The sequence below is a fragment of the Mycolicibacterium iranicum genome (assembly GCF_002101705.1).
Taxonomy (GTDB): Bacteria; Actinomycetota; Actinomycetes; order Mycobacteriales; family Mycobacteriaceae; genus Mycobacterium; species Mycobacterium iranicum.
The window spans coordinates 237,021-261,972 of the sequence record NZ_LQPC01000047.1 but is presented as its reverse complement, the minus strand read 5'-3'; the positions used below and the strand labels follow the sequence as shown (position 1 = coordinate 261,972).

Annotated in this window: 24 protein-coding genes; 10 read left to right on the top strand and 14 right to left on the bottom strand. The window is 68.2% G+C overall.

Features of this window, described 5'->3' with window-relative positions; genetic code table 11:
• Positions 1 to 3: 3 nt before the first annotated feature.
• Together AWC12_RS22475 and hemE are read right to left on the bottom strand one after the other, a co-directional pair.
• Positions 4 to 1,359 carry a protoporphyrinogen oxidase gene (locus AWC12_RS22475; protein ID WP_024449395.1) on the bottom strand — a complete coding sequence of 452 codons (1,356 nt, stop codon included), beginning with the start codon at positions 1,357 to 1,359 and terminating at the stop codon, positions 4 to 6.
• A complete protein-coding gene (gene hemE, locus AWC12_RS22470; protein WP_024449394.1) occupies positions 1,356 to 2,420 on the bottom strand; it encodes a uroporphyrinogen decarboxylase in 1,065 nt (354 codons plus the stop codon). Before hemE ends, AWC12_RS22475 begins: the two co-directional genes overlap by 4 nt.
• A gap of 130 nt (positions 2,421 to 2,550) precedes the next feature.
• On the opposite strand from hemE, the gene AWC12_RS22465 reads away from it, so the two are divergent.
• Both AWC12_RS22465 and AWC12_RS22460 read left to right on the top strand, forming a co-directional pair.
• Positions 2,551 to 3,087 carry a DUF3000 domain-containing protein gene (locus tag AWC12_RS22465; protein WP_234814135.1) on the top strand — a complete coding sequence of 179 codons (537 nt, stop codon included), beginning with the start codon at positions 2,551 to 2,553 and terminating at the stop codon, positions 3,085 to 3,087.
• Positions 3,088 to 3,092: 5 nt separating this feature from the next.
• Entirely contained in the window at positions 3,093 to 4,364 is a 1,272-nt protein-coding gene (locus AWC12_RS22460) for an HRDC domain-containing protein (RefSeq protein ID WP_024449392.1), read from the top strand.
• Between the two features lie 21 nt (positions 4,365 to 4,385).
• Here AWC12_RS22460 and AWC12_RS22455 read toward each other — a convergent pair whose 3' ends face one another.
• The 5 genes from AWC12_RS22455 to AWC12_RS22435 all read right to left on the bottom strand — a co-directional run bounded on the left by AWC12_RS22455 (position 4,386) and on the right by AWC12_RS22435 (position 12,113).
• Positions 4,386 to 5,570, bottom strand: coding sequence for an alpha/beta hydrolase (locus tag AWC12_RS22455; protein ID WP_024449391.1), 1,185 nt, complete (start codon positions 5,568 to 5,570; stop codon positions 4,386 to 4,388).
• A gap of 3 nt (positions 5,571 to 5,573) precedes the next feature.
• Positions 5,574 to 7,487 carry a 1-deoxy-D-xylulose-5-phosphate synthase gene (gene dxs / locus AWC12_RS22450; protein ID WP_024449390.1) on the bottom strand — a complete coding sequence of 638 codons (1,914 nt, stop codon included), beginning with the start codon at positions 7,485 to 7,487 and terminating at the stop codon, positions 5,574 to 5,576.
• Positions 7,488 to 7,515: 28 nt separating this feature from the next.
• Entirely contained in the window at positions 7,516 to 8,844 is a 1,329-nt protein-coding gene (gene nhaA / locus AWC12_RS22445) for a Na+/H+ antiporter NhaA (protein ID WP_024449389.1), read from the bottom strand.
• 66 nt (positions 8,845 to 8,910) lie between these two features.
• Entirely contained in the window at positions 8,911 to 10,113 is a 1,203-nt protein-coding gene (locus tag AWC12_RS22440; protein WP_085177031.1) for a class I SAM-dependent RNA methyltransferase, read from the bottom strand.
• On the bottom strand, positions 10,110 to 12,113 hold the full coding sequence (locus tag AWC12_RS22435; RefSeq protein WP_200865046.1) for an APC family permease: 2,004 nt from the start codon (positions 12,111 to 12,113) through the stop codon (positions 10,110 to 10,112). Before AWC12_RS22435 ends, AWC12_RS22440 begins: the two co-directional genes overlap by 4 nt.
• 91 nt (positions 12,114 to 12,204) lie before the next feature.
• Here AWC12_RS22435 and AWC12_RS22430 point away from each other — a divergent pair, with 91 nt between their 5' ends.
• Both AWC12_RS22430 and AWC12_RS22425 read left to right on the top strand, forming a co-directional pair.
• Positions 12,205 to 12,876 (top strand): potassium channel family protein, encoded by a 672-nt coding sequence (locus AWC12_RS22430; protein ID WP_024449386.1) that lies wholly within the window; start codon positions 12,205 to 12,207, stop codon positions 12,874 to 12,876.
• Positions 12,877 to 12,931: 55 nt separating this feature from the next.
• Positions 12,932 to 13,597, top strand: a complete 666-nt coding sequence (locus AWC12_RS22425) for a potassium channel family protein (RefSeq protein WP_024449385.1) — start codon at positions 12,932 to 12,934, stop codon at positions 13,595 to 13,597.
• Between the two features lie 7 nt (positions 13,598 to 13,604).
• Here the strand turns inward: AWC12_RS22425 and AWC12_RS22420 are convergent, their stop codons facing one another.
• Together AWC12_RS22420 and AWC12_RS22415 are read right to left on the bottom strand one after the other, a co-directional pair.
• Positions 13,605 to 14,318, bottom strand: coding sequence for a DUF3159 domain-containing protein (locus tag AWC12_RS22420; RefSeq protein ID WP_024449384.1), 714 nt, complete (start codon positions 14,316 to 14,318; stop codon positions 13,605 to 13,607).
• Positions 14,315 to 14,686 carry an OB-fold nucleic acid binding domain-containing protein gene (locus AWC12_RS22415; protein ID WP_024449383.1) on the bottom strand — a complete coding sequence of 124 codons (372 nt, stop codon included), beginning with the start codon at positions 14,684 to 14,686 and terminating at the stop codon, positions 14,315 to 14,317. The genes AWC12_RS22420 and AWC12_RS22415 overlap by 4 nt, the downstream gene beginning before the upstream one ends.
• A gap of 145 nt (positions 14,687 to 14,831) precedes the next feature.
• Between AWC12_RS22415 and AWC12_RS22410 the strand changes: the two genes are divergently transcribed.
• Positions 14,832 to 15,551 carry a hypothetical protein gene (locus tag AWC12_RS22410; protein ID WP_024449382.1) on the top strand — a complete coding sequence of 240 codons (720 nt, stop codon included), beginning with the start codon at positions 14,832 to 14,834 and terminating at the stop codon, positions 15,549 to 15,551.
• A 3-nt stretch (positions 15,552 to 15,554) separates the two neighbouring features.
• Here the strand turns inward: AWC12_RS22410 and AWC12_RS22405 are convergent, their stop codons facing one another.
• Positions 15,555 to 16,352, bottom strand: coding sequence for a DUF3710 domain-containing protein (locus AWC12_RS22405; protein ID WP_085177029.1), 798 nt, complete (start codon positions 16,350 to 16,352; stop codon positions 15,555 to 15,557).
• Positions 16,353 to 16,381: 29 nt separating this feature from the next.
• The gene (dut, locus tag AWC12_RS22400; protein ID WP_024445902.1) at positions 16,382 to 16,846 is read right to left on the bottom strand and encodes a dUTP diphosphatase; all 465 of its coding nucleotides are present in this window, start codon (positions 16,844 to 16,846) and stop codon (positions 16,382 to 16,384) included.
• 25 nt (positions 16,847 to 16,871) lie between these two features.
• On the opposite strand from dut, the gene AWC12_RS22395 reads away from it, so the two are divergent.
• The gene (locus AWC12_RS22395) at positions 16,872 to 17,360 is read left to right on the top strand and encodes a DUF3093 domain-containing protein (RefSeq protein ID WP_024445903.1); all 489 of its coding nucleotides are present in this window, start codon (positions 16,872 to 16,874) and stop codon (positions 17,358 to 17,360) included.
• Between the two features lie 3 nt (positions 17,361 to 17,363).
• On the opposite strand, the gene AWC12_RS22390 is transcribed toward AWC12_RS22395, so the two are convergent.
• The gene (locus AWC12_RS22390; protein WP_024445904.1) at positions 17,364 to 17,666 is read right to left on the bottom strand and encodes a DUF4193 domain-containing protein; all 303 of its coding nucleotides are present in this window, start codon (positions 17,664 to 17,666) and stop codon (positions 17,364 to 17,366) included.
• 177 nt (positions 17,667 to 17,843) lie between these two features.
• Between AWC12_RS22390 and cei the strand changes: the two genes are divergently transcribed.
• Positions 17,844 to 18,500, top strand: a complete 657-nt coding sequence (cei, locus tag AWC12_RS22385) for an envelope integrity protein Cei (protein WP_085177398.1) — start codon at positions 17,844 to 17,846, stop codon at positions 18,498 to 18,500.
• 2 nt (positions 18,501 to 18,502) lie between these two features.
• On the opposite strand, the gene AWC12_RS22380 is transcribed toward cei, so the two are convergent.
• Positions 18,503 to 19,459 carry an inositol monophosphatase family protein gene (locus AWC12_RS22380; RefSeq protein ID WP_085177027.1) on the bottom strand — a complete coding sequence of 319 codons (957 nt, stop codon included), beginning with the start codon at positions 19,457 to 19,459 and terminating at the stop codon, positions 18,503 to 18,505.
• A 60-nt stretch (positions 19,460 to 19,519) separates the two neighbouring features.
• Here AWC12_RS22380 and ppgK point away from each other — a divergent pair, with 60 nt between their 5' ends.
• From ppgK to AWC12_RS22365, 3 genes are all read left to right on the top strand, one after another.
• Entirely contained in the window at positions 19,520 to 20,317 is a 798-nt protein-coding gene (ppgK, locus tag AWC12_RS22375; protein ID WP_024445907.1) for a polyphosphate--glucose phosphotransferase, read from the top strand.
• A gap of 220 nt (positions 20,318 to 20,537) precedes the next feature.
• Positions 20,538 to 21,986, top strand: a complete 1,449-nt coding sequence (locus AWC12_RS22370; RefSeq protein WP_207576467.1) for an RNA polymerase sigma factor — start codon at positions 20,538 to 20,540, stop codon at positions 21,984 to 21,986.
• Between the two features lie 78 nt (positions 21,987 to 22,064).
• Complete coding sequence (locus AWC12_RS22365; RefSeq protein WP_085177025.1) at positions 22,065 to 23,159, top strand: methyltransferase; 1,095 nt, start codon at positions 22,065 to 22,067, stop codon at positions 23,157 to 23,159.
• Positions 23,160 to 23,173: 14 nt separating this feature from the next.
• Here the strand turns inward: AWC12_RS22365 and AWC12_RS31205 are convergent, their stop codons facing one another.
• Complete coding sequence (locus AWC12_RS31205; RefSeq protein ID WP_165762845.1) at positions 23,174 to 24,856, bottom strand: hypothetical protein; 1,683 nt, start codon at positions 24,854 to 24,856, stop codon at positions 23,174 to 23,176.
• Positions 24,857 to 24,952 lie beyond the last annotated feature (96 nt).

Sequence of the window (24,952 nt, the reverse complement as noted above, 5' to 3'; positions counted from 1 at the left end):
CGCTCAGGCGACGACCAGTGCCGCCACCGCCCTGGCCGCCGACGCCAGACACGCAGGCACACCGATACCGTCCAGATAGGCACCGGCCACCACGACCCCTTCCGGCAGGCCGGCGCGCACCTCGGACACCAGTTCTGCGTGGCCGGGGCCGTACTGCGGCATCGCGTCGATCCAGCGGGCCACCCGGGCGTCGACCGGCTCCACCGAGATCCCGAACAGCGTCTCGAGATCCTGGCCCGCCCACATCAGCAGCTCGTCGTCGCCGGTGCTGCGGGCGAGATCGTCACCGAACCTGCCATAGGACAGCCGCACCAGCTCGCTACTGCCCCGACGGCCCCACTTGCGCGAGGACAACGTCACCGCCTTCGTATGCAGCTTCCCCCGCCCTGCCACCAGCACCCCGGACTGCTCAGGTAGCGGCGTGCCACCCGGAAGCGCAAGCGCAACCACCGCCGCCGAGGCGACCGGGATTCTGCGCGCCGCTGCGGCGCTGCGGGGCGCCAGATCGGCGATCACTGCGGGCAGACGCGGCGCGGGCACAGCGAGCACCACCGCGTCGGCCCCCCACCGACCGCCCTCGTCGTCGAGGAGTTCCCATCCTCGTGCCGCCCGTCGTAGTCCACGAACCGCGACCTGCGCCCACTCCAGCCCCGATCGGCGCACCAGCTCGTCGATCAGCACCTGATAGCCACCGTCGATCGCCCCGAACACCGAACCCGGCTGCGGCGGCGGCAGGGCGGCGACGACAGCCTGCGTCAGACACTGCGCTCCACCGTCGAGGGCGGCGGCCACGGTCGGCGCTGCCGCGCGGATACCGATCGTCGCGGCCGACCCCGAGTAAACGCCTGCCAGCAGCGGGTTGACCGAGCGCACCACGACCTGCTCACCGAACCGGTCGCCGACCAGGTCGGCGACCGAGGGGTCCGCGCCGGGGCGCCAGGAAAAGGGACGGCGGGGCTCCTCCAGCATCCACCGGACCGTCGCGTCGTCGACCAGCCCCGTCAGCGCCGACGGGCGCGAGGGAATGCCGTTGACAGTGTCCTTCGGTAGCTGATGCAGGCGGCCCTCGCTGTAGATCAGCGGCCGTGCACCCGTCGTCGCGATCTGCTTCCCGGCCAGGCCGAGCTCATTGAGCAGAGCAGGCACCTCCGGCCGGCGCGCGACGAACGCCTCCGCCCCCACGTCGAGCGGCTGGCCACCGAGCCGCTCCGTGCGAAGAACGCCGCCCAGCCGGTCCGCCGGGTCCAGCAGCGTGATCGACACATCCGGGCCGGCGGCCACCCGCAACCGGTACGCAGCCGCGAGACCCGAAATACCGCCGCCGACAATGCAATACCGCTGGCGGCCGGGCGCGCTCACAGGTCGTGCACCAACGCGACGGCGTCGGTGATGATCCCGGGATCGGTGGCGGGAAGCACGCCGTGGCCGAGGTTGAACACATGCCCCCTCGCACCGGCGTCGACGGCGCGCCTGCCGTCCTCGACGACGGCACGCACGCCCCGCTCCACCACCGGCCAACCGGCCAGCAGCACCACAGGATCGAGGTTGCCCTGCAGAGCGCTGCCCCGCTGGACACGCGCTGCGGCATCGGTCAGCGACGTGCGCCAGTCCACACCGACCACAGCGGGCACGCCGTGCCCCACCACGGCTTCCGACATCGCGCCGAGCAACTCTGCGGTGCCGACACCGAAGTGGGTCATCGGCACACCGAAGCTCGCCAGCGACGCGAACACCCGGGCACTGTGCGGCAGCACGTAGGTGCGGTAGTCGACCAGCGACAACGTGCCCGCCCACGAGTCGAACACCTGGATCGCGTCGACCCCGGCCTCCAGCTGCATCCGCAGGAACGCGATCGTCACGTCGCTCAGCGCCGCCATCAGCGCGTGCCAGGTGTCGGTCTCCCCCAGCATCATCGCCTTGGTGCGCTCGTGGTTACGGCTGGGACCGCCCTCGACGAGATAGGACGCCAGGGTGAACGGCGCGCCGGCGAAGCCGATCAGCGGCACGTCACCCAGGGCGGACGTCAGCTGCCCGATCGCGGTGGCCACCGGGGCGACCTGCTCGGACTCCAGCGGCCGGACAGCGGCGACGTCCCCCGCCGTGCGGATCGGGTGTGCGATCACCGGGCCCACATCGGGAACGATGTCGAGATCGATGCCCGCCGCACGCAGCGGCACCACGATGTCGGAAAACAAGATCGCCGCATCGACGCCGTGCCTACGCACCGGCTGCAGCGTGATCTCGGTGATCAGATCGGCATCGAAGCAGGCCTGCATCATGGTGTTCTTGGCCCGCAGCTCCCGATACTCGGGCAGCGACCGGCCGGCCTGGCGCATCATCCAGACCGGGATCCGCGCCGGCTTGTGACCGGCGACGGCGGCCAGGTAGGGGGATTCGGGCAGCTCGCGGCGCGTGTTCATCGCCCACCATGCTGCCATGCCCCGTTCCCGCCGAATCGGCGCGCCATGAGCACAGACCTGCCGAAATGGGCTAGCGTCAAACGCCGTGACCACCGCTGAACCGGCTCAGTTCCGCGAAGCGGTGGCGGCGATGAATGCCACCACCGTTCGACCGGAGATCGAGCTGGGCCCGATCCGGCCCCCGCAACGCCTGGCGCCCTACAGCTACGCGCTAGGCGCCGAGGTCAAGCATGCCGAGACCCCGGTCATCCCGGAGCGCTCCGAGGGCGATGCCTTCGGCAGGCTGATCCTTCTTCACGATCCCGAAGGCGCCGAGGCCTGGGACGGCACGATGCGACTGGTCGCCTACATCCAGGCCGACCTCGACTCCACCGAGGCCGTCGACCCACTGCTGCCCGAAGTGGCCTGGAGCTGGCTCGTCGACGCGCTCGGGCAGCGCGCCGAACACGTCACCGCCCTCGGCGGCACCGTCACGGCCACTACCTCGGTGCGCTACGGCGATATCTCGGGCCCGCCGCGCGCACACCAGCTTGAGCTGCGCGCCTCCTGGACGGCGACCGACATCGAACTCGGCCCGCACGTCGAGGCGTTCTGCGAAGTCCTCGAGCATGCCGCCGGGTTGCCGCCCGCCGGGGTCACCGACCTGGGCTCACGTACCCGCGCCTGATCCCGATGTCCGAATCCGAACTAGCTGGCTCGTCGCTGGAATCCGACGATCCCGGCACCCCCGAGCCGGAGGCCGAGCCGCTTCTCGCCCCGCGCGACGGCGTTCCAGGTGTGTCGTCGAGTAGACACGAAATCGCCCGCGCGGCAGATCTTCTCGCATCAGGAACCGGCCCCTTCGCCGTGGACGCGGAGCGTGCGTCGGGATTCCGCTACTCCAACCGGGCATACCTCGTCCAGATCAGGCGTGCGGGCGCAGGCACGGTCTTGATAGATCCGGTGAGCCACGGCGGCGATTCCGTCGAGGTGCTGGCTCCCGTCGCCGAAGTGCTCGCCGACGACGAGTGGGTACTCCACGCCGCCGACCAGGACCTCCCCTGCCTGGCCGAGATCGGTATCCGCCCGTCCGCGCTGTATGACACAGAATTGGCGGGCCGGCTCGCCAACTATGATCGGGTCAACCTCGCGGCCATGGTGCAACGTCTGCTCGGTCTGCAACTGACCAAAGGCCATGGCGCCGCGGACTGGTCGAAACGGCCGCTGCCCGAGGAATGGCTGAACTACGCCGCACTCGACGTCGAGGTGCTGGTGGACCTTCGCGAAGCCATCGCCGCGGTCCTGGACGAGCAGGGCAAAAGCGAATGGGCCAGGCAGGAATTCGAATATCTGCGCACTGTCGAGGCGACCCCCACGAGGCGCGATCGATGGCGTCGGACCTCGGGTATCCACAAGGTGCGCGACCCGAAAGCACTGGCGGCCGTAAGGGAGTTGTGGATGACGCGTGACCAGATCGCGCGCCGGCGCGATATCGCGCCGGGACGGATACTGCCAGACAGCGCGATCATCAACGCCGCGACCACCAATCCCGACACCATCGAAAAGCTCACCGAGCTACCGATTTTCGGCGGCACCAAGCAGCGGCGCAATGCGCAGGTGTGGCTGGACGCCCTCAACCGAGCCCGCACCAGCGAGCCCCCTGACGTGCAGGAGCCATCCAACGGACCGCCCCCGGCGTCCCGATGGGCCCGCCGCAAACCCGAGGCCGCTGTCCGACTTGAGGCGGCGCGGGCCGAATTAACCGAACTCGCACAACAGGTTTCGGTGCCTGTTGAGAATCTGCTTTCCCCCGAGCTGGTGCGCAGGCTGTGCTGGGATTGGCAGGACACCGACGAACCTGCGGTCGCCGTCGAGGCGTTCTTGGCCAGCTCGACCGCACGGCAGTGGCAGCGTGAGCTGGCCGTGCCTGTGCTGGCTAGAGCGCTCGCTACGCCTGCGCGATAATTCTGGATACGGGCCTCGCCGTCAGCTGAAGACGCGCGCGAGGAAGGCTGTCGAGTCCGGTATCGAATCGAGTACGGTGCCGCTGTGGTCGGCATCGGGATAGACCTTGAGTGTCACGTCGTGACCGTTGCCAGACAGCTCGTCGGCGAACCGCAGCGTCAAACTCGGAGGCACATCGCGGTCGCGCATCCCGACGCCCAGGAAAACAGGACGGTCGTAGCCCGACACAGGAATGCCCATGAAGCGGTCGATGGCTTCGGCGGCGCCGGGGATCGACACGACCGGCGCCGTGAAGAACTCCGCAGGGGTGGCATCGGGCAGCGCACCTGCCAGCTCGGCCGCGCACACCGTCTCGGCTTCGTCGGCCGCCGCGCGTCCGTCCGGCGTCAGGACCTGGTCGAGATTCAGGTCGGGTCGCGCATCACGAAGAGCCGCAACGATATAGGCGGTGTACACACTGGCCATCGGGCCGCTCGGCACCACCATGTCGGGTCCTGCCTGCCTCACGATGGACTCCACACCGGCCGGGGTGCCCGTCGCGACGACGCCGCGATAGTCCAGATCCGTGCCTGCGCTGAACTCGGTCGCCCATCGCGCGGTCGCGACGGCGGCTCCACCGCCCTGGGACTGTCCGACCACCGCCCACCTCGGCGACAGGTCGAGGTTCATGTGCTGCGCGGCCGCCACCGAGTCGACCACACCACGCGCAGTGGTCGCGCTGTTGAGGTAGCTCATCAAGCCGGGTGTGCCCAGCCCCGCGTAGTCCGTGCCGACGACCGCGTATCCTTCGCCGAGCCAGTGCGACAGGTACTCGCCGTCGCGTCCGCTGCGCGACTGGGTTGAGGGTGCGCAGTCGTCGCCGAGGCCTACGGTCCCGTGGGCCCAGGCGATGACAGGCCAACCCCCTTGCGGCGGCGAAGTTTTCGGGGTGAACACCGCCGCGGTGCTGACCGCGGGGCGGCCATGCTGATCGATCGTCGAGTACAGGATGCGGAAGGCCTCTCCAGCGCCGGCGACCGAGAGCTCCTCATCGAGGGGGACGGTCCCGAGAAGCTGTCCCGGCGGCGGGATGGGGCCGTCATAGTCGCGGGCGTCCATTCCCGACCAGGCCGGCCCTGACTCGGGCACGGTCGGAGCACAACTCACCGACGCGGCAGCCGTCACTAGCAAAGCCACCAAAAGGCGCACGGCGCCAGCGGTTCTCACGTGTCAGTCGACGTGCTGGCTGACTTCGCGTTCGCCGACCGAAGCACCCAGAGCGGCAACCCAGCCGGTGATCTGGCGGGCAATGTTGCGTTCGGTCAGTCCCACGGCGTTGAGCACCTCGCCACGCGAGGCGTGTGCGAAGAATTCCTGTGGCAGCGCCGCGTCCCGGCAGGGCACGTCGATCTCCTGACGCCTCAGCGCCGCCGAGACCGCGGAGCCGATGCCGCCGTGCTCGCCGTTGTCCTCCAGGGTCACGACCAGCTTGTGCGCCGCGGCCAGCGTGCTGATGGGCGCGGGAACGGGCAGCACCCATCGCGGATCGACGACGGTGACGCCGATGCCCTGGTTGCGCAGCCTTTCGGCGACCGCGATCGCCATCGCGGCGAATGCGCCGACAGCGACGATCAACACGTCGTCGGACATCCCGTCGGCAGGAACCGCGAGCACGTCAACTCCGTCTCGCCGTTCGACGGCCGGAATGTCATCTCCGACATCACCCTTGGGGAAACGCAGGGCGGTGGGACCGTCCTTGACGTCGACAGCCTCGGCGAGTTCCTCGCGCAGGCGGGCACCATCCCGCGGCGCGGCCACCCGCATGCCGGGCACGATGCCGAGAATCGACAGGTCCCACATTCCGTTGTGGCTCGCTCCGTCGGGACCGGTGATGCCCGAGCGGTCGAGCACCAGGGTCACCGGAAGGTTGTGCAGCGCAACGTCCATCAGCATCTGGTCGAAGGCGCGGTTGAGGAACGTGGAGTAGATCGCGACGACCGGATGCATACCGCCCATCGCCAGCCCGGCGGCCGACGTCATCGCGTGTTGCTCGGCGATTCCGACGTCGAAGAAGCGATCGGGGAAGCGCTTCCGGAACGCGCTCAAACCCGTGGGACCCGGCATCGCCGCGGTGATCGCGACGATGTCACGGCGCTTGGCGGCCAGCTGGATGAGCGTCTCGGAGAACGCCGACGTCCACCCCGGTCCGGGAACCGACGTCGCGAGCCCGGTTTCGGGATCGATCACGCCACAGGCGTGCATTTGATCGTCGACGTCGTTCTCGGCAGGCGCATACCCCATGCCCTTGCGGGTGACGACGTGGACGACGACCGGTGCGTTGAACGCGCGGGCGTGTCGCAGCGCACCCTCCACCGCGGCTTCGTCGTGGCCGTCGATCGGTCCGACGTACTTCAGCCCCAAATCGGTGAACATCACCTGCGGCGACAGCGCGTCCTTGATGCCTGCCTTGATGCTGTGCATGCACTGATAGCAGAACTCCCCGACGAGGGGGACCCCGCGGACAGCCTTGCGCCCCTCTTCGAGCACCCGTTCGTACCCGGGCTGCAGGCGCAGACCGGCGAGATGCTCGGCGAAACCGCCGATGGTCGGGGCATAGCTGCGGCCGTTGTCGTTGACGACGATCACCACCGGACGCTTCGACGCGGCGATGTTGTTAAGCGCCTCCCAGCACATGCCGCCGGTCAGGGCGCCGTCACCGACGACCGCGACGACGTGGCGGTTGCGGTGCCCGCTCAGCTCGAAGGCCTTTGCCAGACCGTCGGCGTAGGACAGCGCCGAACTGGCGTGACTTGACTCGACCCAGTCGTGCTCGCTCTCCGACCGCGACGGATAGCCGGACAGGCCGTCTTTCTTACGCAGCGAGTCGAAGTCCTGGCAACGGCCAGTGAGCATTTTGTGCACGTAAGCCTGATGGCCCGTGTCGAACAAGATCGGATCATGCGGCGAGTCGAAGACGCGATGCAGCGCCAGCGTCAACTCGACGACACCGAGGTTTGGTCCCAGATGTCCGCCTGTCGCCGCGACCTTGTGGATCAGGAAATCGCGGATCTCGCGAGCGAGCTCGTCGAGCTGCGCCCGGGACAGGTGCTGCAGATCAGCGGGACCGCGGATCTGTTCAAGCATCAGCTCAGTCTACGCACGGCTGTGACCGTCAGTCCTGTCGAGTCTGATACACGTCAGGCACTCCGTCGCGGTCCTCATCACTGGTCTCTTCACGGTATATCCGCCGGTAGGCGGCATTTCTGGTGAGCAGGACGACAGCCGCCAACACCGCCGACAGGAGCGATCCGGTCAACACGCCGATCTTTACGAATTCGTCACGTTCTGAGCCGAGCCCGTAGGCGAGGTCGCCGATCAGCAGGGAGACCGTGAAGCCGATCCCCGCGAGCATGGACACTCCGATGACGTCGACCCAGCGCAGCGACGAATCCAGGTCGGCGCGCGTCACCGCGGAAAGGAACCTGGTCGTCAGGAAGATGCCGATCGGCTTGCCCGCAACCAGTCCGAGCACGATGCCCAGCGTGATCGGATCGGTCAGGGCTCTGCCCAGGCCATCGGCCCCACCGATGCTCACGCCAGCGGCAAAGAACGCGAACACCGGGATCGCGATGCCCGCGGAGATCGGCCGCAGACGGTGCTCGAAATGTTCGGCCATTCCCCCCTTGAGCACCCGCCCGTCGCGCGCCTCCGAACGCCGCACCGGGACCATGAATCCGAGCAGCACGCCCGCCACCGTGGCGTGCACCCCGGACTCGTGCATGAGCACCCACGTCGCCAATCCCAGCGGCGCCAGAACCCACCAGGCCGTGACGCCGCGCTGGACGCACACCGCGAACAACGCGAGAGGCACCAGCGTCAGGGCCAGCGCCACGACCTTGATGTCCTCGGTGTAGAACACCGCGATAACCGTGATGGCCAGCAGGTCGTCGACCACGGCCAGCGTCAGCAGGAAGGTGCGCAGGGCTGACGGCAGATGGGTGGAGATCACCGCGAGGACGGCCACGGCGAACGCGATATCGGTCGCGGTGGGGATGGCCCAGCCGCGCAACGCCCCGTCGCCGGTGTTGAGATTGACCAGGACGAAGATCAGCGCGGGCACGACCATGCCGCCCACCGCCGCGGCGATCGGCAGGGCGGCGCGGGCCGGATCCCTCAGATCGCCGGCGACGAATTCACGTTTGAGTTCCAACCCGACAACGAGGAAGAAGACGGCCAGCAGACCGTCTGCCGCCCACGCCCCGACGGTGAGGTCCAGGTGCAGGCCCAGCCACTGGCCGCCCACGACGGAGTCGCGCAGCCCGAAGTAACTGTCCGACCAGGGCGAGTTCGCCCAGATCAACGCCGTGGCCGCTGCGACGAGCAAGATGACGCCGCCGACGGTTTCCTTGCGGAGGATGTCGTTGACCCTGCTCGCCTCAGACCATGAGCCTCGCGAGAACAGTGCGCGCCGGATACGTCCGGTCGGTGGATTCGGGGTCACGGCCTGCCTCGGGTCGACGTCGTCAAGTATCGCCGACCAGACTTCCCGGCACACCTGCCGAGCATCCTATCCGCCGCCCGGCCGCCTCTGCAGCACGGCCACACACTCGACGTGGTGGGTGAGCGGGAACGAGTCGTAGACCGTCAGCTGCTCCACCTCGTAGCCGCACCCGCGGTACAGTCCGACGTCGCGAGCGAAAGATGCTGCCTCACAACCGATATGGATTATCCTGGGCACCTCGGCCGCGGCCAGCAGGTCGATCACGTCGCGGCCCGCACCGGTGCGCGGCGGATCGAGGACGGCGACGTCGGCGCGCGTGCGCTGTCTGGCCAGGGCACGACGCACCGAGTCGGTCACGACGGTGACGTTGTCCAGGTCGGCGAGCGCCCCGCGGGCAGAGCGGGACGCGCCTCGCGACGTGTCCACGGTGAGCACGCTGCCGCCCGAGCCGACAGCCTCGGCGAGCGCTGCGGCGAAAACCCCTGCGCCGCCGTACAAATCCCACGCCGACATCCCCGGCTGCAACTGAGCGCACCGCGTGACGAGCTCGCTGTAGAGAGCGGGGGCGTCTCGGTGCGCCTGCCAGAACGCTGTCGCAGGCACCCGCCAGGTGCGTCCCGCCACCCGCTGGACGGTCTCGTAATCGCCTTCGGTCACGATCGTTTTCCGGCCTCGCCCGGCCACCACCGTGTGCCGCTTCCCGTCGTCGTCGAGCACGACGTGTAGCTGCGCGTCGGCGGGCCACTGCACCTCGGCGACGCCGTCGAGCATGCCGGTGGGCAACTGCGCGCAGTCGAGCCGGTGCACCAGTTCAGCGCTGTGGTAGCGGTGGAAGCCCGCGCGGCCGTCGGCGGCCGTGTCCAGCCGAACCCTGGTCCGCCAGCCGGTGGCGCCACCGTCGCCGACCGGCTCCGCAGTAGCCTCGGATTCTTCGACCCAGTGGTAATCGCCAAGGCGGGCCAGCTGATTGGCGACCACGGCACCCTTGATCCGGCGGACCGCCGACGGCTCGACGAAGGCCAGATCGCAGCACCCTGCCCCGTCGGCCCCGGCGATCGGGCACATCGATCCGATGCGGTCGGGCGACGGTTCGAGCACCTCGATGACCTCGGCGTTCCAATAGGAACCCTTCGCGCTCACCAGCCGGGCCCGCACCGTCTCGCCAGGCAACGCGTAGCGCACGAACACCACCCGGCCCTCGTGGCGCGCCACGCAGCTGCCGCCGTTGGCTGCCGCTGTCGTGGTGAGGGTCAGTACCTCGTCGCTCAATCGAGGAAGCCCTTACGCGCATCGCCGGGCGCCGACTCCGGTGCGAGTTTCCTGAGCCGTTCCGATGAGGACAGCTGCCAGGGCACCGACGTCACCATCACGTTGGGTTCGAACAGCAGCCGCCCCTTGAGCCGAAGCGCACTCTGGTTGTGCAGCAACTGTTCCCACCAGTGACCTACGACGTATTCGGGAATGAACACCGTGACCACGGTGCGCGGCGACTCCTTGCTCACTCTCTTGACATAGTCGAGCACCGGCCGGGTGATCTCGCGGTACGGCGACGCGATCACCTTCAACGGCACGCTGATGTCACTGTGCTCCCACTTGTGCACCAGCTGCCGGGTTTCGGCGTCGTCGACGCTGACCGTGACCGCCTCCAGCAGGTCGGGGCGGGTGGCCCGCGCGTAGGCCAGCGCGCGCAGCGTCGGCATGTGCACGTTGGACACCAACACGATCGCGTGGTTCCGGCTGGGCAGCACGATGTCCTCGGTCTCGGCGGCACGCGCCTCGAGTTCGCGGCTCACCGATGCGTAATGCCGGTGGATCATCTTCATGATCACGAACAACCCGCCCATCGCCAGGATCGCGATCCACGCCCCGACAAGGAACTTCGTGACGACGACGATGATCAGCACTGTGCCGGTGCACAGGAACCCGATGGTGTTGATGACCCGGGCCCGCAGCATCCGCGCTCTGGCGGCCGCGTCAGTCTCTGTGCGTAACAGTCGGGTCCAGTGCCGCACCATGCCGATCTGGCTGAGCGTGAACGACACGAACACGCCGACAATGTAGAGCTGGATCAGCGCGGTGACCTCGGCCTGGAACGCCACCACGAAGGCGACGGCGCCGAATGCCAGGAACAGGATGCCGTTGGAGAACGCCAGCCGGTCCCCTCGGGTGTGCAGCTGGCGAGGCAGGAAACGGTCTTGCGCCAGAATCGAACCGAGCACCGGGAAGCCGTTGAACGCGGTATTGGCCGCCAGCACCAGGATGAGCGCCGTCACGCCTGCGATCAGATAGAGCCCGATCGGGAAGTTGTGGAAGACCGCATCGGCGAGCTGGGCCACCAGGGTGCGTTGCTGATAGTTCTCCGGAGCACCCACGAGCTGTTCTGCGGGGCGTTCCGCGATCTGCACACCGGTTGCTTTGGCCAGCATGATGATCCCCATGAACAGCGTGATGGCGATCAGCCCGAGCAGCGCCAGCGTGGTGGCCGCGTTGCGGGACTTTGGTTTCCGGAATGCAGGTACGCCATTGCTGATCGCTTCGACGCCGGTCAGCGCCGCGCTGCCCGACGAGAACGCTCGGGCGATCAGGAACACCAACGCGAAGCCGAGCACATCTCCGTGTTCGGAATGCATCTCGAAGTCGGCAGATTCGGCGCGCAGCGGTGTCCCCAGCACGTAGATCTGGAAGAAACCCCAGGCGAGCATGATGTACATGCCGATCATGAACGCGTAGGTCGGGATCGCGAACGCCGTGCCCGATTCGCGAATGCCGCGCATGTTGATCGACGCCAGAAGCAGGATGGCGGTGACGGCGAACAAGACCTTGTGGTCGTTGACGAACGGAATCGCCGACCCGATGTTCGACATCGCCGAGGACATCGACACCGCGACGGTGAGCACGTAGTCGACGAGCAGCGCGCTGGCGACCGTCAACCCCGCGGTGGGACCGAGGTTCGTCGTGACCACTTCGTAGTCGCCGCCGCCCGACGGATACGCGTGCACGTTCTGCCGATAGCTCGTGATCACGATGATCATGACCCCGGCCACCACCAGGCCGATCCACGGCGCCATCGAGTAGGCCGCCAGGCCCGCCACCGAGAGCACCAGGAAGATCTCTTCGGGTGCGTAGGCCACCGAGGACAGGGCATCGGAGGCGAAGACCGGCAGTGCTATCCGCTTGGGCAGCAGCGTGTGCGACAGCTTGTCGCTACGGAACGGCCGGCCCAGCACCAACCGCCGCGCGACGGTCGAAAGCTTGGACACGACTGCCAAGAGTAAGCCCGAAGGCCACAACCCGTCGGAAAGCGGTAGCGTTCCGGTGGCGCGGGTTTTGCAACAGCCTCGGCCGGGAAAGGACCCTCAGGTGCGTGTAGTGGTGATGGGGTGCGGCCGCGTCGGCGCATCATTGTCGGACAGCCTGGCCAGAATCGGCCACGAGGTCGCCGTGATCGACCGCGACGGCACCGCGTTTCACCGGCTCTCCCCCGACTTTCCCGGCGAGCGGGTCCTCGGAATGGGCTTCGACCGCGACGTGCTGATTCGCGCCGGCATCGAAGACGCGTCCGCGTTCGCGGCGGTCTCCTCCGGTGACAACTCGAACATCATCTCCGCGCGTGTCGCCCGCGAGACCTTCGGTGTGCAGCGCGTTGTCGCACGCATCTACGACGCCAAACGCGCCGCGGTCTACGAGCGGCTCGGCATCCCCACCGTTGCGACGGTGCCCTGGACGACCGACCGGCTGCTCAATGTGCTGACCCGCGAAACCGAGACCACCAAATGGCGCGACCCCACCGGCAACGTCGGGGTGACCGAGCTGGCGCTGCACGAGGATTGGGTGGGCCGCCGACTCTCGGATCTGGAAGCGGCGACGTCGGGACGGGTGTCGTTCCTGATCCGCTTCGGCGCCGGAGTTCTGCCCGACGCCAAGACCGTCATCCAGGCCGGCGACCAGGTGTACCTCGCCGCCATTTCCGGCCACATCGCCGAAGCGCTCGCGATCGCCGCGCTGCCGCCGAACGAAGACGCGGAGGGCTGAGGATGGTGCGGACGCGAAGGCGCAATTCGATGGTGCGCACGCGAGGAGCAGATCAATGAAAGTCGCCATCGCCGGCGCCGGTGCCGTCGGCCGATCCATCGCCCGCGAGCTCGTCGACCTACACGAGGTGACGCTGCTGGAGCGCAACCCCGACCACATCGACGTCGACGCGATCCCGGCTGCGCACTGGCGGCTTGGCGATGCCTGCGAGCTCAGCCTCCTGGAATCGGTCAATCTCGAGGAGTTCGACGTCGTGATCGCGGCCACCGGCGACGACAAGGCCAACGTCGTCGTCAGCCTGCTGTCGAAGACAGAGTTCGCTGTGCCCCGCGTGGTGGCCCGCGTCAACGATCCACGCAACGAGTGGCTTTTCGACGAGTCCTGGGGCGTCGACGTCGCAGTGTCCACGCCGCGGATGCTGGCCTCGCTCGTGGAAGAGGCGGTGTCGGTAGGTGATCTGGTGCGGCTGATGGAATTCCGCAAGGGCCAGGCCAACCTCGTGGAGATCACGCTGCCCGACGACACCCCGTGGGGCGGCAAGCCCGTCAAGCGCCTGGAGCTGCCCCGGGATGCGACCCTGGTGACGATTCTGCGGGGTCCGCGGGTCATCGTGCCCGAACGCGACGAACCGTTGGAAGGCGGCGACGAATTGCTGTTCGTCGCGGTGGCTTCGGCCGAGGATGAGTTGCGCGAGCTTCTGCTGAACCCTCAGCTGCGCTGAGCGCTCGTCAATTCGGTTTGTGCACCGGGTCGTTGGCGTCGTCGACGTCGCGCTCGTCTGTCACTGTCTGCTCGCTCAGGCCAGCCTCACGGAGGGCGCGCTGCGCCTTCCTGATCGCGAGATAGGTCACCAGCGCGGCCACCGCGGTGAGCGGCCATCCCATCGCGATCCGGGCGACACCGAGCCAACCGGTCTGATCGGCGTCATACAGGTGGTGCTGAACCACAAAGCGGGACGCGAACACCGCGACCCACACCATCGTCGCCGCGTCGAACGCCAGCACAGCACCGCGGGCTTCGCGCCAGCGCCTGTCGTGAGCGTTCACCCAGCCCCAGATGTAGCCGACGACGGGGCGTCGGATCACGACCGACAGCGTGAACACCACCGCCCACAGCAGCGACGTCCAGATTCCCAGCAGGAAATAGCCTTTGGAGGCGCCCACCAGATAGGCGATCAGTGCGCTGATGCCGACGCCCATGAACCCCGAGATCGCGGGCTGGACCGTTTCCTTGCGGACCAGGCGCCACACCAGGATCAGCGTTGCGACACCGAGCGCGGCACCGATGGCGGGCATGAGGCCGAAGGCCGATGAGACGGGGACGAACACGAGCACCGGCAGCGACGAGTAGATCAGGCCACTGATGCCGCCCATCTGCTCCAGGACGGCTGCGCCACGCGCCGGTGAGCTCTGTGTGCCCGGATCGGTTCCGGGGTCGCTCACTTCTGAATCTCGTAGTGGGGGTTGTAGATCGCCTTGGTGCCGTTGTCGAGCTTTCCGACGCGACCGTGCACCTTGAGCGTGCGGCCGGACTCGATGCCGGGGATGCGCCGCTGGCCGAGCCAGACGAGCATCACGGTGTCGGTGCCGTCAAACAACTCGGCTTTGACGCCGCCCGCGCAGCTCTTGCCGTTGCACTCGACGCTGCGCAGGGTGCCGATCATGGTCACTTCCTGCCCGCGCTGACAGTCGATGGCCCGCTGCGCACCTGTACTCGCAGCCTCATCGCTGAGCTCTTCGACGTCGAGCTGTTCCGGATCTTCGGTCAACCGGCGGGTGAGCCGGCGAAGATATCCCTCGGCCGTGGCCATGGCCTCTCCTGACCTTCTGCCAATCGTCTGTGTACTCGTGTAGACCAACGCCACGGTAGACCTGTTGGTTCCGAAGTGCTAACCGCAGAGCGGGCGTTTCGCGAGTCGCAGGGCGCTGGCTTCCCTCAGCAGGCACGATCGAAACATGGCGGTCAATCTTCGAGGGATCACCACCGTCCTGCTGCCCGGCACTGGGTCCGACGACGACTTCGTCTACCGCGCCTTTTCCGCAGCACTCCACGCAGTCGGCGCCGTAGTCGTGACACCGCCGCCACAGCCACACCGGTTGGTGGCCGGCTACCGCGAGGATCTCGACAGCGCGGCGCGCGCGGCCGCACCGTTGGCGATCGCGGTGGGCGGCGTCTCGATCGGCGCCGCCGTGGCACTCGAGTGGGCGCTGGCCCATCCGGGCGGCGCCGCGGCTGTACTGGCGGCGCTGCCTGCCTGGACAGGTGACCCCGAGGCGGCGCCCGCGGCATTGGCCGCACGACATTCGGCCGACCTCCTCCGCCGCGAGGGCCTGGTGTCCACGACCGCGCAGATGCAGGCGTCCAGCCCCAAATGGCTGGCCGACGAACTGACCCGCTCATGGCTGGACCAGTGGCCCACCCTGCCGGACGCAATGGACGAGGCGGCGCGATTCGTCGCGCCGACGAGCGGCCAGCTCGAAGGTCTCACCTCGCCGATGGGCGTGGTATCGGCCACCGACGACGCGGTGCACCCGTTGGAGGTCGGCCTGGAGTGGGTGTCGGCGGCCCCTCGCGCGGCGCTGCGGACCGTCACCCTCGACGAGGTCGGCGCGAACCCCGGGATTCTGGGTCTGCAGTGCCTGGCGGCCCTGCAGGACGCCGAGGATCGCGCGTGACTGTTAGCCGCCGGTGATGGTGCGCAGTTGCTGCATCGCCGAGCCGAGCGAACTGCGACGCGCGTTGGGCGCCGGGGGTTCGTCCTGCTGCTGGGGCGGTGCGGGCTGCGGAGGTACCGGCTGCGTATGGGCAGGCGCCTGCGGCTGCCCCCCGGCCTGCTGAGCGGCTTGCTGCTGGGCGGCTTGCTGCTGTGCGGCGGCAAGTTGGGCTGCCATCGGCTCCGGCAGCTGGATCGGCAGTGGCGTGCGCACCGGAAGCGGAGTGTCGCCACGGCGAACGACGGTGTCGGCCAATGCATTTCGCGCCAGCTCGGCCAATTCCGCCATGCGCTCGAAGGGTCCGTTGACCACGCAGCGGACCATCCAGCGGTAGCCGTCCACGCCGATGAAGCGCACGACGGCGGCGCCCTCGCCCGCGGAGCCGACCACCTCGCGGCCCCACGGCCCGTCTTCGATGCTGACCTTGGGGGCGTCCTTGCGCAGTGAGTCGGCAAGCTCGGAAGCAACCTCGCGCCACAGGCCTGCAGACTTCGGCGCCGCATACGCGGCGATGGTGAATCGGCCGCTGGTTGTCACCACCCAGACAGCGCTCGGGGTGCCCGCCTCGTTGAGCTCGACCTGCACCTGCCCGGCCTCCGGTATCGGGATCAAGACCGAGCCCAGGTCGAGCCGCGCCAGCGTCGCCACCGACGGATCATCGAAATCGTCGATGTCGAATGGGCCTTCCAGCTCATCGTCCTCGGCATCCACCGACGTCACCTCCTCGGGCCCTGCGGCCCTGTCGTTGCGGTGTCTACTCATGCTCTACCCGGCGCCACGCGTACCTCCACCTACAGACTGGCATGCCCGCCGGAGGATCCGTGGCCCCCGTCACCCCGGGTCGTGTCGGTGAGCCCGGCCTCGTCGAATGATGTCACCTCGACCAGCTCGGGCAGTTCGACGCGCTGCACCACCAGCTGGGCGATCCGGTCTCCTCGCGCGATCGTGATCGGGACGGCCGGATCGAGGTTGATCAACGACACCTTGATCTCGCCGCGGTAGCCCGCGTCGATGGTGCCAGGACTGTTGACAATCGAAAGTCCTACGCGCGCAGCAAGTCCCGAGCGCGGATGAATCAGGCCAACCATCCCGTGCGGGATGGCGACCGCCACCCCCGTCGGCACGAGCGCCCGCGCACCCGGCGCCAGCTCGACGTCCTGCGCGCTGAACAGATCGACGCCCGCATCACCGTCGTGCGCCCTGCTGGGCAACGGAAGGTCGCGGTCGAGACGCACAACCGCCAGAGAGGTGGACACGACGTCAGAGATTACTCTGGGCCGCGTGTCAGAGACGCGCGCCACCGCTCAAACGGTTCGCTACCGCGAGCGGCTGTGGGTTCCGTTGTGGTGGTGGCTGCCCGGTTTGGGCGTGGCCGCCCTGATCGCACTCGAGGTCACCCAAGGCGTGCAGGCGCTGCCGGACTGGCTGCCGTACGCGGTACTGCTGCCCGTCGCCGCGGTGGTGCTGCTCGGGCTTGGCAGGACCGAACTGCGCGTGGTGGTCGACAACGGTGGCCCGCCTGAACTGTGGGTCGGAAGTCCCGGACGGGGGGCCCATCTGCCCGCATCCGTGATAGCCCGGTCCGCGGAGGTGCCGCGCTCGGCGAAGTCGGCGGCGCTGGGCCGCCAACTCGACCCGGCGGCCTACGTCGTCCACAAGGCGTGGGTCGGCCCGATGGTGCTGCTGGTCCTCGACGATCCGGATGATCCCACCCCGTACTGGCTGATCAGCACCAAGCACCCGGATAAGGTCCTCGCCGCCCTCGGCTGAGCGTCAGGCTGCGCAATCGGTGCAGATCATCACGCCGTTCTTCTCGCTGGCGAGACGGCTGCGGTGGTGCACCAGGAAGCAACTCGAGCAGGTGAACTCGTCGGCCTGCTTCGGGATCACCCGCACGGACAGCTCTTCGCCGGACAGATCGGCGCCCGGGAGTTCGAACGACTCGGCAGATTCGGATTCGTCGACGTCGACGACAGCCGACTGGGCTTCATTGCGCCGTGCCTTCAGCTCCTCGAGGGAATCCTCGGAAACGTCATCGGTTTCAGTGCGCCTTGGGGCGTCGTAATCAGTGGCCATGCCTGTCCCCTCCATGAAGCTTTTCGCAGCAGTGCTTTGTACCAGCGTCGAACGCATCCACCAAACGATTCGTGCCCGGATTGACACCGGTTCTATTGTGATTTGTGTCACATCAGAGAAACCCCTGCTTGACGAGCCGGGCGGTGGGTCCGCAGGGCGGCCTCTAGAGTGCTGGACGTGGTCGCGCAAATCACCGAGGGGACGGCATTCGACAAACACGGCCGGCCGTTCCGCCGCCGCAACTACGTACCCGGCGCCGCGATGATCGCCTGCCTGGCGGTCGCGGCGCTGCTGGTGTGGGTGATCGCGCTGTCACGCCCGCCCGAGGTCCCCCAGGCCGCGATCTGCAACCGGCCTCCCCCGCCCGCCCAACCCGGCGCTCCCGTACCCGACCTCGGCGAGCAGGTGTCCAGGTCGACGATGATCGACGTCACGCCAGCCAAGCTCGCCGACGCCAAGATCCGGGTCCTCAACGCCAGCGGCCAAGGCGGGCAGGCGGCCGAAGTCGCCGGCGCGCTGCGCGACATCGGTTTCACCGAACCCGAGGCTGCCAACGACCCGATCTATGAGACCGCGCGCCTGCAGTGCGTGGGCCAGATCAGGTTCGGGCCGTCGGGCCGCGCCGCGGCGGCGTCGGTCTGGCTCGTCGCGCCGTGCATGGAGCTGTTCCAGGACGGCCGCGCGGACGACACTGTCGACCTCGCCATAGGTACCGACTTCACCGAATTGACCCACAGCGACGACATCGATGCGGTGCTCGCCAGCCTGCTGCCCGACGCCACCGCGCCGGCCGACCCCGACCTTCTGACACAGGCGCACACCGGGACCTGCTGAGCTCAGCGCGGATCTACCGACGTCCCGGCCTGCGACTCGCCGGACACCCCGCAGCGCACCAGCGCGTCGTCGAGCGCGGCGCTGATGCCCGGTGCCGCTGCCACCATCAGGCCCGCGCCGTCGGCGGTCGCGGGAGGACGCACCCTGGCCCCGGCTTCGGTCGCGATCAACGCACCCGCCGCCCAGTCCCACAGGTGCACCCCGTCCTCGTAATAGGCGTCGAGCCTGCCAGCGGCGACCATGCACAGATCGAGTGCACACGATCCGATCCGGCGCAGGTCGCGCACGTCGTGAATGAGCTTTGCGAGGCTCTCGCCCTGGCGCCGCCTGCGGTCACGCTCGTAGGCGAACCCGGTGCCGACGAGGGCCATCGACAACTCGGCGGCCTGGCTGCACCGCAATTCCGTCGTGGCATCCCCGTGCCGGACATGCGCTCCGTGGCCCAGCGCGGCGGAGTAGAGCGCCACTGCCGCGACGTCGGCGACCGCCCCGGCGATGGGGACACCATCGCAGAGCACCCCGACCGACACCGCATAGGCGGGGATGCCGTACAGAAAGTTGACCGTGCCGTCGATCGGGTCCAGCACCCAGGTCAGCCGGCCCGGCTCGACCCCGACCGGACCACCCTCCTCCTCCCCGAGGATCGCGTCGGCGGGTCGCAGAACGGCGAGCCGCTCCCTCAGCAGCCGCTCGGTCTCGGTGTCGACGACGGTGACGGGGTCCGTCGGGGTGCTCTTCACCCGCACGGCGGGATCCCCGCCGGCGGACACGGTTCCGGCCGCACTGTGGCCGAACACCTCGAGGCGGCGACTGCGGACGAACGCCGCGGCCTCGGCGGCCAGCTGCTCGGCCACCTTACGTAGCAGGACAGGGTCGGGGGCCGGGATCGCGTCGCTCACACCCCTATCGCAGCACACCGACCGCCTTCCGGCCGAGCGGGATGCGGGACTGTCACGCATCGCAATTGGCGAGCCGATAGGGTGTCATCGCGTCCCGCCCACCTCCGCAGAGGAGCCTGCATGACCGCCGCCGCCACGCCCGCATCGGGCTCAGGCCGACCACGCCGCGGATTCGGCATCGACGTCGGCGGGAGCGGTGTCAAGGGCGGCATCGTCGACCTCGACACCGGCCAACTCATCGGAGACCGCTTCAAGCTGCTCACTCCACAGCCGGCCACCCCGGAGGCCGTCGCCAAGACCATCGCCGACGTGGTGGCGCACTTCGGCTGGGACGGACCGCTCGGCGTGACCTATCCGGGTGTCGTGGCCGACGGCATTGTCTGCACAGCCGCCAACGTCGACAAAGCCTGGATCGGGCTCAACGCCAAAGACGTCATCGGCGCAGCTCTCGACGGGCAGCCGGTGACGGTACTCAACGACGCCGACGCCGCCGGACTCGCCGAAGAAAAGTTCGGGGCCGGCCGCGACAACACCGGTGTCATCGTGTTGCTGACATTCGGCACGGGAATCGGCTCGGCGGTGATCCACAACGGCGTGCTGCTGCCCAACACGGAGTTCGGACACCTCGAAGTGGGCGGTAAGGAAGCCGAACACCGCGCCGCGAGCTCGGTCAAGGAACGCAAGGAATGGAGCTACGAGCGCTGGACCCAAGAGGTCACGAAAGTGCTGGTAGCAATCGAAAACGCGATCTGGCCCGACCTTTTCATCGCCGGTGGCGGGATCAGCCGCAAGGCCGACAAGTGGATCCCGCTGCTCACCAACCGCGTCCCCGTCGTCGCGGCGGAGTTGCAGAACACTGCAGGCATCGTCGGCGCGGCGATGGCCGCCGAGTTCAACGTCACGGCTACCGGCAAGTAACCGGCCGGGGGCGGCGCGCAGGAGCGTCAAATTTGCCGCTGAGGACGGCACCGACCCACACTGTCGTTACAATGGTCGACGGCGGCCACCGACCAGACAGCGACGGGGAGCAACCCACCCGGAGATGACGCTTCGAGATCGACGCCGACAATCGACATAGCCGACACTTTCGGTGGCGCACGTGTGCGTGCCGAATTACCGCACGACCGAAAGGGTGTACGTGGCAGCGACCAAGGCAAGCCCGGCAACCGACGAGCCGGTGAAGCGCACCGCCGCCAAAGCCCCCGCCAAGAAGGCGCCCGCGAAAAAAGCGGCGACCAAGACCGCCGCCAAGCCGCGCGCCGCGAAATCCGCTGACGCACCCGCCGGCCGCAGCCGCGCCAAGAAGGCGACCTCACCCGAGCCCGGCGGCGTCGACGACGATCTCGCGGGCGAAGACGCCGAGACCGACACCGACATCGAGGGCGAACCCGGCGAAGACCTCGAGGAGGACGCCGACCTCGAGCTCGATGACATCGAGGTCGATGACGACACGTCCGCCGACGGTGACGACGACTCCGACGACGAGGCCGACGACGAGACGGCCGACGCCGACGCGACGCCCAAGGCCGCCGCCAAGCCCGCCAAGGAGGCCGAGGACGACTCGCTTCCCGAGCCTTCAGAGAAGGACAAGGCATCCGGCGACTTCGTCTGGGACGAAGAGGAATCAGAGGCACTGCGGCAGGCCCGCAAGGACGCCGAACTCACCGCCTCTGCGGATTCGGTGCGCGCATACCTCAAGCAGATCGGCAAGGTCGCGCTGCTCAACGCCGAGGAAGAGGTCGAGCTCGCCAAGCGCATCGAAGCCGGCCTGTACTGCACGCAGTTGATGGCCGAGCTCGCCGAGAAGGGCGAGAAGCTGACGACCGCACAGCGCCGCGACTACATGTGGATCTGCCGTGACGGCGACCGCGCGAAAAACCATCTGCTGGAAGCGAACTTGCGCCTGGTGGTGTCGCTGGCCAAGCGCTACACCGGCCGCGGCATGGCGTTCCTGGACCTCATCCAGGAAGGCAACCTCGGTCTGATCCGCGCGGTCGAAAAGTTCGACTACACCAAGGGCTACAAGTTCTCGACCTACGCCACCTGGTGGATTCGGCAGGCCATCACCCGCGCCATGGCCGATCAGGCCCGCACCATCCGTATTCCGGTGCACATGGTCGAGGTCATCAACAAGTTGGGCCGAATCCAACGCGAGCTGCTGCAGGATCTGGGCCGCGAGCCCACGCCCGAAGAGCTGGCCAAGGAGATGGATATCACGCCGGAGAAGGTGCTGGAGATCCAGCAGTACGCGCGTGAACCGATCTCGCTGGACCAGACGATCGGCGACGAGGGCGACAGTCAACTCGGCGATTTCATCGAAGACTCCGAGGCTGTCGTGGCCGTCGACGCCGTGTCGTTCACTTTGTTGCAGGACCAGCTGCAGTCAGTGCTCGAGACGCTGTCGGAGCGTGAGGCCGGTGTCGTGCGGCTGCGTTTCGGCCTGACCGACGGCCAGCCGCGCACCCTCGACGAGATCGGGCAGGTCTACGGAGTAACCCGTGAGCGCATTCGCCAGATCGAGTCGAAGACGATGAGCAAGCTGCGCCACCCCAGCCGCTCTCAGGTGCTACGCGACTACCTGGACTAGGTCCGCGCAAGAAAAATTTAAGGTGCCCCAACTACATTCGTCGGCGACCACGTCAACACCGACGAAAGTAGACCTTCGATGCCCTCCACCCAGAACAGGGTCCCGCCGGTCCGGTTGATCAAAGCCGTCGATCGGCTGCGCGCCGGACTGCAGCGGCTACACCGGTCCTCAGCACCGGGCAACATCGCTCTGCTCGAGCTCGCGACCGGGGCGTGGACCACCCAGGTGCTCTACGTCGCAGCCAAGCTGGGGATCGCCGATCGGTTGGCGGGAGGCCCTTCGGACGCCGAGAACATCGCCGCCCAGGTCGGCGCCGATCCAGACGCGCTCCACCGGCTGATGCGGGCCATGACGAGCCGAGGGGTGCTGCGCGAAGGCCGCGACGGGCGGTTCGCTCTCACCCCAGTCGGGCAGGCACTGCGGTCGGATTCGGAAGGGTCGCTGCGCGACATGGTGCTGTTCATCGGTCACCCGTCGCGTTGGGCCGACTGGGGCAGTCTTTTGTATTCGGTGCAGACGGGTGAGCCCGCCTCGGAGAAGCTGCGTGGGATGCCATTCTGGGATTACCTCGACACCGACGCCGAGTTCGCCGCGGTGTTCAACAATGCGATGACTGCGGCCAGCGGACTCTCGAATGATGTTGCGCTGCAAGCATACGACTTCACCGACGCCCGGCTGGTCGTCGATGTGGGCGGCGGCCACGGCGCGGTGCTGAGCACGATCCTGCGGAGCGCGCCCGCTGCCAAGGGCATCCTCTACGACCTGCCGGCAGTCGTCGCGGGCGCGGGGCCGCTTCTTGCAGAGGCCGGAGTCGCCGACCGCTGCACCGTCACCGGTGGCTCTTTCCTGAACTCGGTGCCTGCAGGTGGTGATGTGTACGTGATGAAGAACATCATCCACGACTGGAGCGATGCCGACTCGACCACGATCCTTCGTAACATCCGCACCGCGATCGCCGGCGAAGGCAAGCTCATCTTGCTGGAAATGGTTCTGCCGGAACGGGCTTCGTCGTTCATCGGGCACATGCTGGATCTGGAAATGTTGATCACGCTGCACGGCAAGGAGCGCACTCGGGCGCAGTACGCGAAATTGCTCGCCGCGGCCGGCTTCGAGTTGACGCGGGTCGTCCCGACAGTGAGCCCGCTATCGGTCATCGAGGCGCGGGCCGTCTAGCGCTGCTGGCCTCCTCAGTCGTCGGCGGGGCGGCTGCCGTTGCCGGCGTCGCCGCCGCGACCGCCTGCACCGCCACGGCTGCCGTCGGGTCCGCTACCGGCCGAACCCGAACCGCCCGACTGGCCTGCGGTCCCGTCCCCGGCGGATCCACCGTTTCCGCCTTTGCCTCCGGCACCTCCGATGCCGCCCGCGCCGGTCCTGCCCTGCGTGCCATCGGCGCCCGCGGACCCTTCGACGCTGCCCGCGCCGCCCTTGCCGGCAGCCCCGCCGGCACCCCCGTCGCCGCCGGCGCCACCTGTCCCGCCGAAGCCTCCGAAACCGCCTTGGCCGTCTTTCACATCGCCGCGGCCGGAGTCGGAGACGTCCGTGCCGCCGGCGCCGCCGTTACCGCCGTCCCCGCCGACCGCGCCGTTTCCACCGTCTCCGCCGGCACCGCCTGCGCCGCCGGCGCCGCCATCACCGGTCTGCGAGCCGCTGCGGCCGCCTGCTCCGCCTGCTCCGCCACTGGTCCCTGTCGCACCGGCCGCGCCGGTCCCGCCGTTTCCGCCCGCTCCGCCGGGTCCGGCGAACCCGACGCCGATGCCCATCTTGACGTTGCCGCCGGCGCCGCCGTCGCCGCCCCTGCCGCCTGCAGCACCGCCTTTACCACCGTTGCCCCCGTTGTTGCCGAAGACGGCGACCGTCGGAGATATGCCCTGGCCCAGACCGCCATCACCGCCATTGCCGCCCGCACCGCCGCCCGCGCCGTCACCGCCGTTGCCGCCCGCCCCGCCGATGGCGAAATTGTGAGACGGGGCGAACAGCGGCGTGACGCCCTGGCCGTGGCCGCCGTTGCCGCCGGATTGATTGGTCCCTGCAGCGCCGTCGACGCCGCGACCGCCGATGGTCCCGATCAGCGCGCCGTCGACGACGTTGGTCGATGGCGGTAGGCCGCTGGATCCGAGGTAGTTCGGCGTGCCGGTCGCGGCCTTTCCCGAGGCTGCCGGATTGTCTCCGTCCTGCCCTTTGCCGCCCGCGCCGCCGTTGCCACCGGCGCCACCGTTGCCGTGGGTGCGGCCCGCGTTGCCGCCCGCGCCGCCGTTGCCTCCAGCGACACCGACGGCACCGTCCGCGCCGTTTCCGCCGTCGCCCCCGTCACCGATCGAGGCGAAGCGTCCGGCGTCCCCGCCGTCGCCACCGTCCTGTCCCGGAAAGTAGCCGTCACCCCCGCGGCCGCCGTTACCGCCAAACAGTCCGGCGTTGCCACCATTGCCGCCTCGCGCACCGTCGCCGCCATTCCCCCACAGCAGGCCACCGTTTGCGCCGTTGCACGCCGAACCTGCGCAGTCCTCGGCGGCGTCCAAGCCGTCACCGATTAGCCAGCCGCCCGGACCGATCATCGGCCGAGGCGTCACGGCGTTCGGTGCGGCGCTGGTTGCCGACGACGCCCTGTCGTGGTCGCGCGAACCGGCGTAGCCGAACCATAGAAGTTCTTCTGACACAGGCGCATTGGGAACCGAAACGGAGTCGAAAGAAACGAGTCGGATCTCCATGTTGTCGGTTGCGGACTGATCGGAGTGCAGACCGAATAGAACCCCTACGCCGATCATCGCCGCACCGCCGGTACCGGCGGTGAGCAGTTGCCGCGCCGGCGCGGCACCACAAGGCGCGATGGTCGAACCGGTCGATTTCCGATGTTTGCCACCGCGCTGTGCCACAGAGACGTCCCCTCGTCTGCTTGCTGTTGAATTAGCTGAAATGTAACACGGCAAACAAACGGCACATCAAGGACGCTGTCCGGTCCGTGACTTCTT

Bases quoted from the DNA above. Each gene is read 5' to 3' on its own strand.
- ppgK (WP_024445907.1), top strand. From the start codon at position 19,520: ATGACCGCCGCCGCCACGCCCGCATCGGGCTCAGGCCGACCACGCCGC.
- AWC12_RS22415 (WP_024449383.1), bottom strand. From the start codon at position 14,686: ATGGCCACGGCCGAGGGATATCTTCGCCGGCTCACCCGCCGGTTGACC.
- AWC12_RS22465 (WP_234814135.1), top strand. From the start codon at position 2,551: ATGAATGCCACCACCGTTCGACCGGAGATCGAGCTGGGCCCGATCCGG.
- AWC12_RS22460 (WP_024449392.1), top strand. From the start codon at position 3,093: ATGTCCGAATCCGAACTAGCTGGCTCGTCGCTGGAATCCGACGATCCC.
- AWC12_RS22410 (WP_024449382.1), top strand. From the start codon at position 14,832: ATGGCGGTCAATCTTCGAGGGATCACCACCGTCCTGCTGCCCGGCACT.
- dxs (WP_024449390.1), bottom strand. From the start codon at position 7,487: ATGCTTGAACAGATCCGCGGTCCCGCTGATCTGCAGCACCTGTCCCGG.
- AWC12_RS22425 (WP_024449385.1), top strand. From the start codon at position 12,932: ATGAAAGTCGCCATCGCCGGCGCCGGTGCCGTCGGCCGATCCATCGCC.
- hemE (WP_024449394.1), bottom strand. From the start codon at position 2,420: ATGAACACGCGCCGCGAGCTGCCCGAATCCCCCTACCTGGCCGCCGTC.
- AWC12_RS22390 (WP_024445904.1), bottom strand. From the start codon at position 17,666: ATGGCCACTGATTACGACGCCCCAAGGCGCACTGAAACCGATGACGTT.
- AWC12_RS22365 (WP_085177025.1), top strand. From the start codon at position 22,065: ATGCCCTCCACCCAGAACAGGGTCCCGCCGGTCCGGTTGATCAAAGCC.
- AWC12_RS22405 (WP_085177029.1), bottom strand. From the start codon at position 16,352: ATGAGTAGACACCGCAACGACAGGGCCGCAGGGCCCGAGGAGGTGACG.
- AWC12_RS22380 (WP_085177027.1), bottom strand. From the start codon at position 19,459: ATGCGTGACAGTCCCGCATCCCGCTCGGCCGGAAGGCGGTCGGTGTGC.